General features: G+C 61.3%; 17 protein-coding genes. 5 read left to right on the top strand and 12 right to left on the bottom strand.

Annotated elements, in window-relative coordinates:
* Position 1 precedes the first annotated feature (1 nt).
* The 6 genes from ACZ5K9_RS12075 to rpsB form a co-directional block, all read right to left on the bottom strand.
* A complete protein-coding gene (locus ACZ5K9_RS12075; protein ID WP_464271585.1) occupies positions 2-829 on the bottom strand; it encodes a phosphatidate cytidylyltransferase in 828 nt (275 codons plus the stop codon).
* A 145-nt stretch (positions 830-974) separates the two neighbouring features.
* The gene (locus ACZ5K9_RS12070; RefSeq protein ID WP_464271584.1) at positions 975-1,730 is read right to left on the bottom strand and encodes an isoprenyl transferase; all 756 of its coding nucleotides are present in this window, start codon (positions 1,728-1,730) and stop codon (positions 975-977) included.
* A gap of 9 nt (positions 1,731-1,739) precedes the next feature.
* Complete coding sequence (gene frr / locus ACZ5K9_RS12065; protein WP_464271583.1) at positions 1,740-2,297, bottom strand: ribosome recycling factor; 558 nt, start codon at positions 2,295-2,297, stop codon at positions 1,740-1,742.
* A complete protein-coding gene (gene pyrH / locus ACZ5K9_RS12060) occupies positions 2,278-3,027 on the bottom strand; it encodes a UMP kinase (RefSeq protein WP_464271582.1) in 750 nt (249 codons plus the stop codon). Before pyrH ends, frr begins: the two co-directional genes overlap by 20 nt.
* A 4-nt stretch (positions 3,028-3,031) precedes the next feature.
* On the bottom strand, positions 3,032-3,625 hold the full coding sequence (gene tsf, locus ACZ5K9_RS12055; protein ID WP_464271581.1) for a translation elongation factor Ts: 594 nt from the start codon (positions 3,623-3,625) through the stop codon (positions 3,032-3,034).
* 184 nt (positions 3,626-3,809) lie between these two features.
* Positions 3,810-4,631 (bottom strand): 30S ribosomal protein S2, encoded by an 822-nt coding sequence (rpsB, locus tag ACZ5K9_RS12050; RefSeq protein WP_464271580.1) that lies wholly within the window; start codon positions 4,629-4,631, stop codon positions 3,810-3,812.
* A gap of 171 nt (positions 4,632-4,802) precedes the next feature.
* Here rpsB and cysQ point away from each other — a divergent pair, with 171 nt between their 5' ends.
* The 4 genes from cysQ (at position 4,803) to ACZ5K9_RS12030 (ending at position 9,207) form a co-directional block, all read left to right on the top strand.
* The gene (gene cysQ, locus ACZ5K9_RS12045) at positions 4,803-5,612 is read left to right on the top strand and encodes a 3'(2'),5'-bisphosphate nucleotidase CysQ (RefSeq protein ID WP_464271579.1); all 810 of its coding nucleotides are present in this window, start codon (positions 4,803-4,805) and stop codon (positions 5,610-5,612) included.
* Positions 5,613-6,132: 520 nt separating this feature from the next.
* Positions 6,133-7,494 (top strand): TrpB-like pyridoxal phosphate-dependent enzyme, encoded by a 1,362-nt coding sequence (locus ACZ5K9_RS12040; RefSeq protein ID WP_464271578.1) that lies wholly within the window; start codon positions 6,133-6,135, stop codon positions 7,492-7,494.
* A 22-nt stretch (positions 7,495-7,516) separates the two neighbouring features.
* The gene (locus tag ACZ5K9_RS12035; protein WP_464271577.1) at positions 7,517-7,807 is read left to right on the top strand and encodes a hypothetical protein; all 291 of its coding nucleotides are present in this window, start codon (positions 7,517-7,519) and stop codon (positions 7,805-7,807) included.
* A gap of 422 nt (positions 7,808-8,229) precedes the next feature.
* The gene (locus ACZ5K9_RS12030) at positions 8,230-9,207 is read left to right on the top strand and encodes a SphA family protein (protein WP_464271576.1); all 978 of its coding nucleotides are present in this window, start codon (positions 8,230-8,232) and stop codon (positions 9,205-9,207) included.
* A gap of 17 nt (positions 9,208-9,224) precedes the next feature.
* Here ACZ5K9_RS12030 and ACZ5K9_RS12025 read toward each other — a convergent pair whose 3' ends face one another.
* From ACZ5K9_RS12025 to ACZ5K9_RS12000, 6 genes are all read right to left on the bottom strand, one after another.
* Positions 9,225-10,433 carry a citrate/2-methylcitrate synthase gene (locus ACZ5K9_RS12025; RefSeq protein ID WP_464271575.1) on the bottom strand — a complete coding sequence of 403 codons (1,209 nt, stop codon included), beginning with the start codon at positions 10,431-10,433 and terminating at the stop codon, positions 9,225-9,227.
* 105 nt (positions 10,434-10,538) lie between these two features.
* Positions 10,539-11,306 carry an alpha/beta hydrolase family protein gene (locus ACZ5K9_RS12020; protein WP_464271574.1) on the bottom strand — a complete coding sequence of 256 codons (768 nt, stop codon included), beginning with the start codon at positions 11,304-11,306 and terminating at the stop codon, positions 10,539-10,541.
* 107 nt (positions 11,307-11,413) lie between these two features.
* Positions 11,414-11,911, bottom strand: a complete 498-nt coding sequence (locus ACZ5K9_RS12015; protein WP_464271573.1) for a putative molybdenum carrier protein — start codon at positions 11,909-11,911, stop codon at positions 11,414-11,416.
* Positions 11,908-12,711: a double zinc ribbon domain-containing protein gene (locus tag ACZ5K9_RS12010; RefSeq protein WP_464271572.1), complete on the bottom strand. Its 804-nt coding sequence runs from the start codon at positions 12,709-12,711 to the stop codon at positions 11,908-11,910. Before ACZ5K9_RS12010 ends, ACZ5K9_RS12015 begins: the two co-directional genes overlap by 4 nt.
* 77 nt (positions 12,712-12,788) lie before the next feature.
* Positions 12,789-14,021 carry an isocitrate dehydrogenase (NADP(+)) gene (gene icd, locus ACZ5K9_RS12005; protein WP_464271571.1) on the bottom strand — a complete coding sequence of 411 codons (1,233 nt, stop codon included), beginning with the start codon at positions 14,019-14,021 and terminating at the stop codon, positions 12,789-12,791.
* Positions 13,984-14,949, bottom strand: coding sequence for a 50S ribosomal protein L11 methyltransferase (locus tag ACZ5K9_RS12000; protein WP_464271570.1), 966 nt, complete (start codon positions 14,947-14,949; stop codon positions 13,984-13,986). Before ACZ5K9_RS12000 ends, icd begins: the two co-directional genes overlap by 38 nt.
* Before the next feature lie 198 nt (positions 14,950-15,147).
* Between ACZ5K9_RS12000 and kdsB the strand changes: the two genes are divergently transcribed.
* On the top strand, positions 15,148-15,894 hold the full coding sequence (gene kdsB, locus ACZ5K9_RS11995) for a 3-deoxy-manno-octulosonate cytidylyltransferase (RefSeq protein WP_464271569.1): 747 nt from the start codon (positions 15,148-15,150) through the stop codon (positions 15,892-15,894).
* Positions 15,895-16,200 lie beyond the last annotated feature (306 nt).

Genomic DNA, 16,200 nt, shown 5'->3' with positions numbered 1-16,200 from the left:
CTTAGTATAACCCCTGCGCACAAAACCACACGGTGGGGAAGGCGAAAAGCAGGCTGTCCAGCCGATCCAAAAGACCGCCGTGGCCCGGAAGGAGCGCGCTGGAATCCTTACAGCCGGCCATGCGTTTGAGGAGCGATTCCATGAGGTCTCCCGCCTGGCCGACCGCTTCCGTGATCACGGAGACCACCACAAGCCACAGTCCTGAAGCGCCTGCATCCCCCAGAAAGATCATTCCGAAAGCGGTGCCCGCCACGGCCGAAGCCGCCAGACCGCCCAGGGCGCCTTCCACGGTTTTCTTGGGGCTCACCGCTTCGTAGAGTTTCCGCCGTCCCATGGTCTTGCCGGTATAATAGGCCCCCACATCGCCGGCGACGATGACAAAGAGCACAAAAAAAACCCAGGCTTTCCCGTTTTCCAAAGATCCCAACAGCATGACGAAAGATAACGGCATGGCCACGTAAAACCAGCCCCCTAGGGTGACCAGCCCGCGGTGCCAGGATTCCCGGGTGAGGGGCGGCCGGGCCAGGAACTTCGCCCATAGGGCGAAGACGCTTGCCACCCCTGAGGCCACAACACCCGCTGGACCGAAAAGCCATGCCGCCGGAGGGAAAACCGCCGCCACAGCCAACGCAAAGGCCAGCTCCGACGGGGTCACGGCCGGCTGTTGAAGCATCGTCTCGTATTCCCACAATCCGATCATCACGGCCATGGTGACCCCCACCGCCCATAACCAGAGCGGCCCGAAGAGTAACAGGGCTACCAGGGGGACGGCCAAGCCCAAGCCCGTAACCCACCGCTTGGCGTGAGAGCTCCACTGCGTCGCCGTCATGGAACGTTCCATTGCGCAGTCATCGAAATTTTCTTCACCCCTCCATGTCCCCTTCGTCAAGGAGGCCACGCCCTCCCTGAACTCGGCGTCCCGTCCCCCGCTCAGGGACCGGACGGCCCGCCGTCCTCACAAAAAGCATGGACTCTCACATGAGGGGCCCCAGTCCTTCTTCCGCCACCTGTTCGCTGGTTTTCCCAAATCGGCGTTCCCGCCGCTGGTATTCCCGCAGCGCCTCGATAAACTCCGGTTCTCGAAAATCCGGCCACAGGACGTCCGTGATGTAAAGCTCGGCATAGGCAATCTGCCAGAGCAAAAAGTTGCTCACACGGCATTCCCCGCTGGTGCGGATCACCAGGTCCGGATCGGGCATATCCGCCGTGAAAAGATAGGACGCCAAAACTTCCGGCGTCATCTCCGACGGGTCCCGCTTCCCGCGGCGCACGTCTTCTGCAAACAGACGGGCCGCCCGGGCGATTTCGTGCCGGCCCCCGTAGTTCAAGGCCAGGTTGACCGTCAGTTTGTCAAAATGGGCCGTGTCGTGAATGAGGGCGGCAAATTCGGCGTAGACGTCTTCGGGAATGCCGTCGGGATCGCCCACATGACGCACTCGAATCTCGTTTTCCATCATGCGGGGCCGTTCGGAACGCAGAAATCGGCGGAACAACTGCCACAGGGCCTGGATTTCTTTCTGGGGCCGCTGCCAGTTTTCCTTGGAAAAAGCGTAGAGGGTCAGGTAGGGGATGCCGAGCTTCCGGGCGGCTTCGATAACGGCCCGGACGGATTCCGCCCCCGCCTCGTGCCCGGCCACCCGGCTGAGCAGACGTTTCTTCGCCCATCGACCGTTGCCGTCCATGATGACGGCCACATGCCGGGGCAATCGATGGGGATCGAGTCCATCCATGACATTTTCTTAGATCTCGAGGATTTCCTTTTCCTTGGCGGCGCTCAGTTCATCGATCTTCTTGATGAAATCGTCCGTAATCTTTTGAACCTCTTCCTGCCCCTTAAACTGTTCGTCCTCGGAGATCTCTTTTTCCTTCTTCAAGTCTTTGATGATTTCGTTGGCATCGCGGCGGATGTTGCGCACCGCCACTTTGGCTTCTTCGGCCATCTTCTTGACCAGCTTGACCAACTCCCGACGACGCTCCTCGGTCAAGGGCGGCACGTGAATGCGGATGACCTTGCCGTCGTTCATGGGCGTCAAGCCCAGTTCGGATTTCATGATGGCCTTTTCCACTTCACCGATGCAACTTTGATCCCACGGCTGGATCATGATGGTTCTCGGTTCGGGAACCGTCAGTGTGGCCAGTTGGTTGAGCGGTGTCGGGGTGCCGTAGTATTCCACGCGGATACCGTCCACCAGCGCGACCGAAGCCCGGCCGGTCCGCAGCTTTTTGAATTCTTTGTCCAGGGTCGTGACGGCTTTCTGCATGCGGTCTTTGGCGTCTTCAAAGACTTCGTTGAGCATCCGAGCATCCCTCCACCAGTGTCCCCACGGGCTCCCCGGTAACGACCTTGAGGATGTTTCCGCTCTTTCTCAAGTTAAAGACGATCACGGGCAGATTGTTGTCTCTGGCCATGGAAATGGCCGTGGCATCCATGACCTTCAGGTCCTTCTGGAGGACTTCGTCAAAGGTCACCCGATCGTATTTGCGGGCACCGGGCACTTTGACGGGATCGGCGTCATAGACCCCGTCCACTTTCGTGGCTTTGAGGAGCACCGCGGCGCCGATTTCCACGGCCCGGAGCGCCGCCGCCGTGTCGGTGGTGAAGAAGGGCAGTCCCGTGCCCGCCGCAAAAATCACAATGCGGCCTTTTTCCAAATGCCGGATGGCGCGGCGGCGGATGAAGGGTTCGGCCACTTCCTTCATGTCGATGGCCGACTGGACCCGCGTGGCCACCCCACGCTTTTCCAAGGCCTGCTGCAGGGCAAGCGCGTTCATCACCGTGGCCAGCATCCCCACATAGTCGGCCGTGGCCCGGTCCATGCCTTGGGAGGCGGCGGAAACCCCCCGAAAGATATTCCCGCCGCCGATGACCAAAGCCATCTCCACGCCCAAGCGGTGCACCTGGGCGATTTCCTCGGCGAATTCTTCCATGAGCTTGGGTTCGATCCCATAGGACCCGTCGCCCATGAGGGCTTCGCCGCTCAGTTTGAGGAGCACACGACGGTAGATCGGGCGCGGTGTGTCGTTCATGGGGTTAAGCCCCAAGCTGGTAGCGCACAAAGCGACGGATCACGATGCGTTCCCCCGTTTTGGCGATCAGCTCGTTGAGGTAGTCCGCAATGGTCTTGTCCGGGTCCTTGACAAAGGCTTGTTCCATCAGAACGTTTTCTTCGTAGAACTTGCGCATCTTCCCGTCCACCATCTTTTCCACGATGTTGGCCGGTTTTCCGGACTCCTTGGCCTGTTCCACAAAGATGGCCCGTTCCCGCTCCACCACATCCTGCGGGACGTCTTCACGCTGGATGCCCAAGGGGTTGGTGGCCGCAATGTGCATGGCCAGATCCTTGACAAAAGTCTGAAAGTCTTCGCTGCGGGCGGCAAAGTCCGTTTCGCAGTTCACTTCCACCAGAACACCGATCTTGCCCCCGGCGTGGATATAGGCGTGCACCGCCCCTTCCGTGGCTTCCCGGCCTGCGCGCTTCATGGCCACCGCAAGGCCCTTTTTGCGCAGAAGGTCGATGGCTTTTTCCATATCGCCGCCGGTTTCCTGGAGCGCCTTCTTGCAGTCCATCATGCCTGCATTGGTCTTATCCCTGAGTTCCCGCACCATGCTCGATGTGATTTCCACCGGATCTTCCTCCTCGTCTCTTTTCGCTTCAACGGCGGATGCGCCATCCGCCGTCTCGCTCTCAGCGTCTGTGCCTTCTGTGAGTGTTTTCAGGAAAGGGCATGCGCCCGGTGTGGGCCGTGCCGGAGCCCCGGCCACGGGCTTTCCGGCACCCTGGCGCCCCCGGGGAATCTTTCCCGGACGACTACTCGTCGTCCGCGTCCCTCAGAGGATTGATGATTTCCACCTCAGGGCCGCCCTCCTCTTCCTGGAGCAGCATGCCGGCCGGCACCTCTTCCAGTTCCGTCATGTCCTTGTCGCCCATGGCCTGACGCGACTCTTCATAACGGGCTCGACCTTCGATACACGCATCGGCGATACGGCCGGTGATCAGCTTGATGGACCGAATGGCGTCGTCGTTTCCCGGAATGGGGTAGTCGATGACATCCGGGTCGCAATTGGTGTCGATGATGGCCACCACCGGAATCCCCAGCCGATTGGCTTCCTGGACGGCGATACGTTCTTTCTGCGGATCCACCACGTAGACGGCCCCGGGAAGTCGGGTCATGGTCTTGATGCCGCCCAGGTTGCGCTCCAGTTTCTCCCGCTCCCGAGCCAGCTTCAGGACTTCCTTTTTGGGAAAACGGTTGACACTGCCGTCTTCGAACATGGCGTCCAATTCCTTCAAGCGGTCAATCCTCAGTTTAATCGTCTTGAAGTTGGTGAGCATGCCGCCCAACCACCGATGATTGACGTAGTACATGCCGCACCGTTCCGCCTGTTCGCGGATGGTGTCCTGAGCCTGCCGCTTGGTGCCCACAAAGAGCACGTTTTCGCCGGCCGACGTCGCCTCGACGACAAACTGGTAGGCCGCGCGGAAAAGCTTGACCGTACGCTGCAGGTCGATAATGTAGATGCCGTTGCGGGCCCCGAAGATGTAGGGTTTCATCTTGGGGTTCCACCGGCGCGTCTGGTGCCCGAAATGGACCCCGGCTTCCAAAAGCTGCTTCATGGAAATGGTGGACATACGCTGTTTCCTCCTTTTGGTTTGGCCTCCATCCCGCGCAAAAAACACCGGACTCTGAGGTCCGGGCACCAAAAGGGGCGGGATGTGTGGGCTGAGCTGAACCGAGGTTCTTTATCACAAGGGTTTTCCACGGCGCAACCAAAATCCTAAATCAAAAAAGGGGCCTCTGTCATGCATCCCTGGGTGAGCGAACTGGAAAAACTGATCCGTGCAGCGGGCGAAGCGGTCTTGGAAGTCTATCACTCGGAATTTGCCGTCACCACCAAAGAGGATCGAACCCCGCTGACGCTGGCCGACCAAAGGTCGCATGCGATCCTTGTGGAAGGGCTGCGCCGGGTGGCCCCGGATCTTCCCGTGCTTTCGGAAGAAGGGGCGGAAATCCCTTATGAGCGGCGACGCCATTGGGTTCGGTTCTGGCTGGTGGACCCTTTGGACGGCACCAAGGAATTCATCCGAAGAAACGGGGAATTCACCATCAACGTCGCCCTCATCCATGAGGGTCGGCCCGTGCTGGGCCTGGTGCTCGTGCCGGATCAAAACCGGCTGTTCATCGGGGATGTGGATGCCGGATGTGTGGAAAAGCATGGGAACGGCGCGCGTCGGGTGCTCATCCGGGAGCCTGACCCCACAGAGCCGCTTGTGCTGGTGGCGACGCGTTCTCACCCCACGCCCGATATGGAAACCTTCTTTCGCCACCTGCCGGCCCATGAACGGCTTGCCCGGGGCAGCGCCCTCAAGTTCTGCGCCGTCGCCGCCGGCGAAGCCCACTGTTATCCGCGCTTCGGCCCCACCTGGGAATGGGATACGGGGGCGGGTCATGCCGTGGTGGAAGCCGCCGGCGGCGTTGTCGTGGACCCCGACGGGCAGCCCATTCGGTATAACAAACCGGATCTCATCAACGGGTATTTTCTGGCAGGGCCGAGCCTGGACTGGATGGAAACCGCGGGGATCCTCGCCGCCGCACGAGCCGTCCGCTCCTGAGTGGAATCATCCCTGCCCGACTCCAGGGAACGTTGAACCTTTGGGGGTCATTGTCCAGAGCCGGTGACCCTCGGCGAAGATGCCCGTTCTTGGGCAAGAAGTCGGGTCCCCGCCGACCGGTGAGGAGCCGGGAGGCCAAGCCGCGGCGCCGATCCTTGACCCTTTTGAGCCCGACAGGGGCGTTCCGGAAAGCTTCAAATCTCGGCTTGACACATGGGCCCCCGGCATGCTAGCAAGTTCGTGCTTTGTTTCTTAAAGCCGTCGAGCACAGACCGAAAAAGACCGACCGCACAGGAGAAGCCCGTGCAAAACGGAATGCCCCCACGTGGGTGGGTGTGGTGGTGGCAGGCCCGGAACTAAGCCTGCCCACCTGAGATCTTCATGAATGCCAAAGATCGAGAGCTGTGGGTGAGGCTCCCTCCCCATGGCTCTTTTTCTTTCGGAAATCCAGGCCATGGGGTGAACCTCATGGCCTTTTTTTGTTGCCGTAATTTTTTCATGCACAGACCAAGGAGGCGCTATGGAACAGATCAAGGTGTTTTTGGACGAAAAGGAGATGCCCCGGCAGTGGTACAATATCCAGGCGGACCTGCCGACCCCCTTGCGGCCGCCGCTGCATCCCGCCACGGGCCAACCCATCAAGCCGGAAGATTTGGCGCCTGTCTTTCCCATGAACCTCATTGAACAGGAGGTTTCCACGGAACGGTGGATTCCCATCCCGGAACCGGTTCTGGAAAAATATGCCTTGTGGCGCCCGACCCCCCTGTACCGGGCCCGCGGCCTGGAAAAGGTCCTGGGGACCCCGGCCAAGATTTTTTACAAGAACGAAGGCGTGAGCCCGCCCGGCTCCCATAAGCCCAACACCGCCGTGGCTCAGGCCTATTACAATAAAGTCTTCGGCATCAAGCGGCTGTCCACGGAAACCGGAGCCGGCCAATGGGGCAGCGCCTTGAGCATGGCCTGCCAGATGTTCGGTCTGCAGTGCCGAGTGTTCATGGTCAAGGTGAGCTACAACCAGAAGCCGTACCGGCGCAGCATGATGGAAACCTGGGGCGCGGAATGTATTCCCAGCCCCAGCGACCGCACTCAAGCCGGCCGAAAAATCCTCGCCCAGGATCCCAATTCGCCGGGAAGCCTCGGGATCGCCATCAGCGAAGCCATCGAAGATGCCGTCGGGGACCCCGAAGCCCGGTATTCGCTCGGCAGCGTCCTCAACCACGTCCTCCTCCACCAGACCATCATCGGCCTGGAAGCCCAAAAGCAGATGGAAAAGCTCGGCCTCTATCCGGACGTGGTCATGGGATGCGCCGGAGGCGGCAGCAATTTTGCCGGACTGTGTCTGCCGTTCGTGCGGGACAAAATCCACGGCCGACAGGTGACCATTGTGGCCGCCGAACCCACGAGCTGCCCGACCCTCACCAAAGGCCCCTTCCGATACGATTTCGGGGATACGGCCATGACTACCCCGCTGCTGCCCATGCACACATTGGGGCATGACTTCGTGCCGGCGCCCATTCATGCCGGAGGGTTGCGCTACCATGGCATGGCCCCCATCGTGAGCCATCTGCTGGAAGAAAAACTCATCGAGGCGCGGGCCTTCGATCAGCTGGAAACCTTCACGGCCGGGGTCCAATGGGCCCGAGCCGAAGGTTTCATCCCGGCGCCGGAAACCAACCACGCCATCGCCGCCGTGGTCCAGGAAGCCCTGCGCGCCAAAGAAGAGGGCAAAGAAAAGGTCATTCTCTTTAACTGGAGCGGCCACGGCTGCGTGGATATGGCCGCTTACGATGCCTTCCTTTCGGGGCAGCTCACGCGCTACGAACTGCCCGAAGAGGAAATCCGCCGCGCTCTGGCGGCTACGGACGCTTTTCCCAAGCCCTGAGGGCGGCCGACAAGGATGCCTTATGGAAAACCACGATATCCTCGCCCGGATCGAGGCGCTGGAAACCCGATGCCCCAAGCTGGGGCACCAGGTGAATTTCGGCTATTGCCGACGGGAATCCGGAACCCTACCCTGCGCCAAGGCACTGGCGTGCTGGAGCCACCGGTTTCCTGTGGAACTCCTCTTGAGGACCCTGCTGGGAGACGAGCTTTTCGAAAAGACGTTCTGCGCGGCACCGAAAAGCCGAGTCGAGAACCTCATGGAAGCCATCGAGTCCGCCAAGGCACGATGCACCGCTTCCACCGGGCCGTGAAGGGATGGCTTGGATTTCATAAACTTTTCCACGGGGACGGCACCTACCCCGACGAGCCGCCCGGCCGCGTGACATCCCGCTCTTCGGCGTAGGAGCACGCGCCGGCGGCGGCGTCCGATCCCACGGCGAAGCGGATGAGATCGGGCGTTTGTTCGAGTGTTCTTGCGTCAAGGACGGCGGGCGCCCGCACGCCCTGAAGGCTGGGGGGTGCAGCCGTCCCGGCTCTCCGCCGGCAGCGTGCCGGAAATCGGGCGAATCTCGTGCTCCCTCGATACGTCACTCTCCCCCCGCGTCCGTGCCGTTTTCTTCACGTCCCGATGCACTCCCCCGGCCGCCAGGTTCAGGCGTCAAGCTTCCCGTGGGCGGGTTTGGCCACGCACGGATGTTCCTTTCGAAAACCGCATCGAGGAAAGGAGTCTTTTATGCCCGGCAAAATGTTTTCAGGAAAGACCCTTGTGGTCGCTCTTCAGATCTTGTGCTGCCTTGGCGTCGGCCTCCCCGGCGCCTCAAACGCCTACGATCTGCCTCCCGTGAACCTCGGCTTCACGAGCTTCCTCGACGGCGGTCCTCCCGCCGGACCCGGATTTTATTTCGCACAGTACCTCCAATACTGGTCGTCGGAGTCCTTTCGGGACAAAGACGGCGACCGGTTGTTCCCCAATGTGGTCGATGAAGACTTGAGCGTCTGGATCAGCCTCACCCAGTTCATCTACCAGAGCAATCAACCCATCCTTTTGGGCGGAAAATGGGGCCTGGACTTCATCATTCCGTATGTGGCCGCGGATTTGGACTACGCCATCGAGGCTCCTCTGCCCCAGGCGAACAGTTCCGGATTCGGGGACATCCTCATCGGCCCGTATCTCCAATGGGATCCTATCATGGGCCCGAAGGGTCCGCGGTTCATGCACCGGGTGGAGTTTCAGCTGATCTTTCCCACGGGAAAATACGATTCGGACCGCGAAATCAATCCGGGAAGCCACTTTTTCAGCTTCAATCCATACTGGGCCGCCACATTCTTCATCACGCCGCGTTGGACGGCTTCCACGCGGATCCATTACCTATGGAACGCCAAGAACACCGATCCCAACCGGGCCTTCGGTGATGCTGACGACACCCAGGCCGGCCAGGCTATGCATCTCAATTTCGCCTCCGCTTATGAGATTATTCCCAACAAGCTCCGCGCCGGTCTCAACGGGTACTATCTCAAGCAGCTCACCGACACCCAGGTGGACGGCAAGGACCTCAGCGGCCGGAAAGAACAGGTGTTTGCCCTGGGACCGGGCTTTGTGCTGCATTTTTCTCAGCACACCCATTTCTTCTTCAATGTGTACTTTGAGACGGCTGCGGAAAACCGACCTGAAGGGGATCGGCTCAACTTCCGCATCGTCCACCATTTCTAAACCCACGGCGGGGGGCCCTAGGCCGAAGGGGCCGCCTCCCGACGCTTTTCCGGTGGGATGTATTCGCAGTCCAGCTTTCCGCAATAATCTCCCACGTATTCGGCCTGGGGACGATACAGGGCGGGTTTGCCCTGGGCGTCCCCGTATTTTTCTTCGATGATGTGCGCACACCAGCCGGCGATTCGTGAAGCGGCGAAAATGCACGTCATGAGATCTCCCGGAAAGCCCAAGATGTGGTACACGGACGCGCTGTAGAAATCCACATTGGGCTGGATCTCCGGCTTGCCACGGGCTTGGAGTTCGGCCATCGCCGCCTTTTCAACGGCTTCCGTCAGTTCAGGCCAGATCCGCTGTCCAGTTTTTTCCCCCAGCTGGAAAGCCAACCGCTTGAGGATCTTCGCCCGGGGATCCATGGTTTTATAGACGGCATGGCCCATGCCCATAATGCGCTCTTTGCGATCCAGGCGGTCCCGCACCCATCCCGCAATGTCCGTCACGCCGTCCTGCACGATTTTCTGGAGCATTTCCATGACCCGGGCGTTGGCCCCCCCGTGCAATTCGCCGGACAACGCCCCGACACCCGCCGCCACGCCGGCATACATGTGCGCGCGGGTGGACACGACTTCCCGACAGGCAAACGTGGAGGCATTGAAAGTATGGTCCGCGTGAAGGATCAGGCAGATGTCCAGGATGCGGGCCGTTTCGGCATCCGGCGCGTTCCCGAAAGTCTGCCAGAGAAAATTGGCGGCGTGGGAGAGTCGTGGGTCCGCAGGGAGCACCTCGCCTCCATGGCGGATCCGGTGCCATGCGGCCACCACGGCCGGGATGCGGGCAACGAGCCGGACGGCCTTTCTCAGGTTGGCCGGCCGACTTTCATCGAAAAGCTCGGGGTCGGCCATGGCCAGGAGCGGTACCGCGGCTTGAAGGGCGTCCATGGGGTGAGCCGAACGAGGCCATTGTTTCATGCTTTCCACGATGAACGGGGGAAGATCCCGTGCCGCCCGGAGATCCGCTTCAAACGCCGATAATTGTTCCGGCGTCGGGAGCACCTCGTGGAACAGCAGGTAGGCCGTTTCGGGAAAGGTCGAATTTTCAGCCAAGTCCTCGATGCGATACCCCCGGTAAATCAGCACGCCCCGTTCCCCGTCGATGTAGCTGATCTTGGTATCGGCCACGGCGATCCCGCGGAGCCCGATGTTCTTGGTGCGGACGGTCCTTTCGGCCATGATCATCCTCCTGTCGGTGGTGTTTGGGGGATCTACCTTGGGGGAACGGAGCACCGCATGACGGTGGGATGACGCCCGTTCCGCCGACGAAATTCGCCTTCGGGTTTATGGCGTTAAGATAAAACGCCCGGCCCATAGGGCAAGGAGCCGGCCCACATACCGGGCGTCTCGTTTATCGGACAAAAGATGATCCGCCCCGGCCAAGGCGACGAAACTCTTGGGGTGGTGCACGGCCCGGAAAATGCGTTCCCCGTTCTCCACGGGGACCACCGCGTCTTCTGGAGCGTGCAGGACGAGGACGGCCCGACCGAGGGCGGCAAGACGACTTTCCACCGCCTCGTCGGGAGTCTGTTCCAGAAACCCCCGTCCCACGCGGATCTTTCTCCCGCCCAGAATCAGTTCCACCGCCTTTTCACGTCCCAAGACCTCTTGGTAGGGTCGAAGCAGACGGGAGACATGGGAAGGGTTGAAGGGAGCGTTGATGACGGCCACTGCACGACAGGATGCCACGGACGGCGCCGCATCCAAGACGGCCGCGCCGCCGAGGGAATGTCCGACAAGAAGCATCGGAGCCAATCCCCTGTGGGCGAGAAATTCGGCCGCCGATTTGACGTCGTCCACGTGGGAGACGAAGCCGGTGTCGGCAAAATCCCCTTCGCTTTCTCCAAGACCCGTAAAATCGAAGCGAAAGACCGCATATCCCGCATCGGTCAGTTCCCGGGAAAGATGGACGACGGCGCTCAGGTTTTTGGAACAGCTGAAACAATGGGCGAAAAGGACCACGGCACGGACCGGCCCTTCCGACGGGGTATCGAGCCGACCGGAAAGTTTTTGACCCTGAGCGTTTTCAAAAACCAAGGATTCCACCCGCATCACTAGGCGTCCTTTCGCCAATCGTTTTGGGCCCCATTCTCCCCGCCGCCCGGGGATCCGGGAACAGTTTCGGCAACCCAGAGGGAGTTGAAGGGCCAGGGGCCGTTTCAATCGTCCACGGAAACGCCCAGGACCCACCGCATGACGGCTTCCACGGCGGACTGCATCCCGGGGTTTTCACTTTCTCGGGGACCGGCGACGTTGAGCACGCGAATCCCGTGGGTTTCTCCCCAACGTCGGATGTGCCCGGCAAGAGTTTGCGGATCGTGAAGCCCGTCGAGGGTCACCACGAGGACCGGTTTCTTGTGTTGATGCGCCAACCGGATGGTGAGGGCCGTTCCCCCTGTGGGTTTGCCTTGGGTGAAGACGAGGGTTCCGTCCGAATCCCGCACGTTGGCTTCGGTGCGGACGTGGTATGCCGTCGAATGGTGTTCCCGGAGCGGGTACTTGTCGGGAATGCGCCCGTCTTCGGCGCGACGTCCCCGGGGACACCAGCCGCCGCACGGGTGCCCGAGGGCCAGCGCAGCGTCCAGCGCTCCACGGTCGGCACCCGTTTGTCCGCCGGAAACGATCTTCTCAAAGACCCTGCCGGGGCGTAAGGTCATGGCGTGTCCTTCCTCACGGGCGGAACTCCCGGCCCCACGACCACCCGAGCGACCGTCACCGCTCCGACCCAGACGGCACCGGCATTTTTCAAAGCATCGGCGCATTCGCTGAGTGTCGTCCCGGTGGTGAACACATCATCGATCAGGAGCACCGCTTTTCCACGAACGGCTTCTTTATCGACCACGACAAAAGCTCCCCGAACGTTGCGCAGTCGTTCCCGGCGGGAAAGGCGGGTCTGCGGTTGTGTGTGCCGCGACCGGATCAACACGCCGACCTTGAGCGGCCGGTTGCAGGAGCGGGCGGCGAATCGGGCGATGAGTGCCGCCTGGTTGAAGCCGCGGCGCCGCACCCGCCGGAGATGCATGGGGACGGGAAAGACCGCGTCGCTTCGTTCCAAAAGCGCCCTGGTTTCGGGGCGGGAGGCGGCCAGCCGGCCCAAGGCCGGCGCCCAATGGAGCCGCCCGCCGAATTTAAGCTGCAAAATCCCGCGTCGCACGGGTCCTTCATAGAGAGCCGCGGAGCGGGCGGCATCAAAACGGTAGTGGCCTAGGAGACATTCGCCGCACAGGTGGTCCGGCATGGCTTCCGAAGGGGTGTACGGCCTTCCGCATAAGGGACACAGCGGGGAACAGACGAAAGAAATCTCACGGAAACACGCACCGCACCAGTCCGAACCCAGGCCGTCCGCGGGAACCCCACCGCATGCGGCACACCGCGGCGGGACAACAACGTCGGCGATCCAGTGCAAGGCACGGGAGATCGTCCTGAGCCGACCGCGGAATCCGGACCATTTGACCATGGGTGTGCCCTTTTCATGGGGCGGGCGGCGGCCGCATCCCGCTTTCGCCATATTCCGCGGATGCCCGCCTCGCCGCCTCACCCCGCCAAACGCTCCACCACGGCATCAGCAAAGGCCGAGCACTTCACTTCACGGGCGCCGTCCATCAGACGTGCCAGATCATAGGTGACAATTTTTTCCGACACGGTCCGTTCCAAGGCTTTTTCCACCAGTCGGGCCGCCTCATTCCAGCCCATGTGTTCCAACATCATGGCACCGGACAAAATCACGGAACTCGGGTTCACCTTGTCCAAGCCGGCATATTTGGGCGCCGTGCCATGGGTGGCTTCAAACAACGCGCACTCGTCCCCGATGTTGGCCCCCGGAGCCATCCCCAGCCCACCCACCTGGGCGGCCAGGGCATCCGAAAGGTAATCCCCGTTGAGATTCGGGGTGGCCAAAACGTGGTATTCTTCCGGGCGCAGCAAAGCCTGCTGAAACATGGCATCGGCGATGCGGTCCTTGATGACGATTTTCCCGGACGGCACACGGCCCCCGTATCGCCCGAAGAGTTCCTCTTCCGTGATCGTCTCCTCGGCGAATTCGCGGGCGGCGAGTTCATAGCCCCATTGACGGAAGGCCCCTTCGGTGTATTTCATGATGTTGCCCTTGTGGACCAAGGTCACCGAGGGCATCCCGTGCGTCACGGCGTAGCGGATCGCTCGGCGCACCAGCCGTTCCGTGCCGAACCGGCTCATGGGCTTGACGCCGATGCCCGAGAACTCCCGGATACACACGCCCATTTCTTCGCACAAGAACGCGCGAACCTTCTCCGCTTCCGGGCTTCCGGCCGGCCATTCAATCCCCGCATAGACGTCTTCCGTATTTTCTCGAAACACGACCATATGCACGCGTTCCGGGTGCTTCACAGGGGACGGCACCCCCCGCACCCAACGGACGGGCCGCACACAGGCATAGAGGTCCAGCACCTGGCGAAGGGTGACATTGAGGCTGCGCATGCCGCCTCCGACCGGCGTGGTCAGCGGTCCCTTGATGGCCACCACACATCGACGAATGTCTTCGATGGTTTGGTCCGGAAGCCATTGCCCGGTTTGGGTAAAAGCCTTTTCCCCGGCCAAGAGTTCTTTCCAGACGATTTCCCGCCTGCCGTCGTAGGCCGCGCGAACCGCTGCATCCACCACCCTCTTCGCCGCCGCCCAGATGTCCGGGCCTGTCCCGTCCCCTTCGATGAACCCGATCACGGGCCGATCGGGAACATGGAGTCGCCCCTGATCATCCACGGTGATCCATTGTCCTTGATTTGCCGTCATCTGCACCTTTTGCGTCCTTTCCTGGAAAGTTCTCTTTTGCCCTTCGGGCACGCAACGAGACCAGCACCCACTCGCCGTCTCGGCTTTGCCCTTCCACCTCGAGACCGAGAACCTCGTAACACGGGACCACGTCCTGCACCTGGTCTGCAAGCACGCCACAGAGGCCGAGGCGCCCCCCGGGTTCGACCTTCAGGGCCAACGCTTCGGCCATGGCGCGCAGCGGGCCCGCCTGGATATTGGCCACGACCGTCGAAAACCGGCCTGGAACGAGCTCCACCGTGCCCGTGAGAAATTCCACCGACGCCGCGGCGGGATTCAGAGCACGGTTATCCACGGCAATCCGGACGGCTTCCGGGTCGTTGTCCACACCGACCACAGGCTGAAAACCGAGCAGGGCTCCGGCTATAGCCAGGATCCCCGATCCCGTGCCCACATCCAGCAGAGACGGCTCTGCGGAAAACGGCCGTGCCTCCATGACTTCTTCGAGCCACCGGAGGCACAAACGCGTCGTCTCATGATGTCCGGTTCCGAACGCCATCCCAGGGTCGAGGTGAATCACGAGATCATCCGGCTTGGCCCTGAAGGATTCCCACGTCGGGACGACCACCAATCGGCGTCCGATGCGCAGCGGTTTGAACCCCTCCTTCCAGCAGGCGTTCCAGTCCGTTTCTTCACAGAGCCCGTAGCGGACCGGACCCATGGGGCATAGGCCCAACGACGCATGAAACCTGCGGACGGTGTCTTCCACAATCCTCTGCCAGTCCGAAACCGCCCTGTCCTTTGGGAGGTAGAGGCGTACCGAGGTATCCTCCACGTGAACACCGACACCGAACGTTTCCGCCAAGACCGCCGCCAGTTCGTCACACTCTTCCGCCCTGCACGGAACGTCCGCGACCCACCATCCCTTGTCCACACTGTCTTCCATCATACCCAATGTTCATTCCCGGCTTGGTTTGGCGTCGTCTCAATGGTAAGTTTGCACGCCCGCGCCCACAAAAAGCAAGACGAGTCGTCAACGCCGGCCTGTTCAGCGGGCGCATGGCCTTGATGTCCGTAGCCCTGCAGCACAACGATCTTCACGTGGGCGGGTAGCATATCCAAAGGTCTTCCATCAAGGGAGGATTTCATGGCGGTGACGGTGATTGTTCCGGCTCGGTACGCATCCAGCAGATTTCCGGGAAAGCCGTTGGCTTTGATCTTGGGAAAACCCATGATCCAGTGGGTCGTGGAGCGCCTTCGGGGATGTCCCACCGTGGACCGAATCGCCGTGGCTTCCGATGACGCCCGCATTTTGGACGTGGTGCGTGCTTTGGGCGTGGAAGCCGTGCCTACCCGAGCGGATCATCCCAGCGGGACAGATCGCCTCGCCGAAGCGGCTCAAAAGCTCGGTCTTGCCTCCTCCGATTGGATCGTGAATGTCCAGGGTGACGAGCCCGAGGCGGATTCCACCATGGTGGACACTCTGGTCCACACGGCTTTGGAGGACCCCGAGACGCCTATGGCCACGTTGGCTTTCGTCACCGACGACCCCAAGGCTTACGTGGATCCCAACGTGGTCAAAGTGGTCATCGACGGGCGAGGCCGCGCGCTCTATTTTTCTCGTGCGCCCATCCCCTGCCGGCGGGACGCCGGTCACAAACCTCTGCGCTTTCTCAAACACTTGGGTTTTTACGCCTACCGGGCGGATTTTCTTCAGACCTTTGCCGCGCTGCCGCCCACACCTCTGGAAATGACGGAAAAACTGGAACAGCTGCGAGCTCTGGAACACGGATACGCCATCCGCGTGGGCATGTCGCCCAAGGATTCTTTTGGGATCGACACCCCGGAGGATCTCGTCCGGTTGGAAGAGCGCTGGCGGAACGCGGGAATCTGACGCCTTACGGGGCCGCCTGGCGGACCGTGCGGTTTCGCCCGCCCCCATTCGAGGCTTCGCCCCCCGTGGGCCACAGGTCGGGGGTCAGGCCGCCCGGAGGCTGAAGACAAGAAATTGATCCCCGCCGTCGGTATATTGTTTTGAGCTCGTAGTCTTGAATCGATGCCCGACACCGGCCAATAACAATACGGGCAGGCCCCTGTGCCTGCCGCAAAAACCATCCGCGCAGGTCCCTGCCCTACCCCCCTAACGGGTGTCCAACACCCGGATACAACAGTGTAGGGGCAGGCCTTTGTGCCTGCCCGC

The organism is Desulfosoma profundi (genome assembly GCF_055387865.1).
The sequence above is the reverse complement of the archived record's forward strand: the minus strand, read 5'-3'. Positions and strand labels throughout refer to the sequence as shown.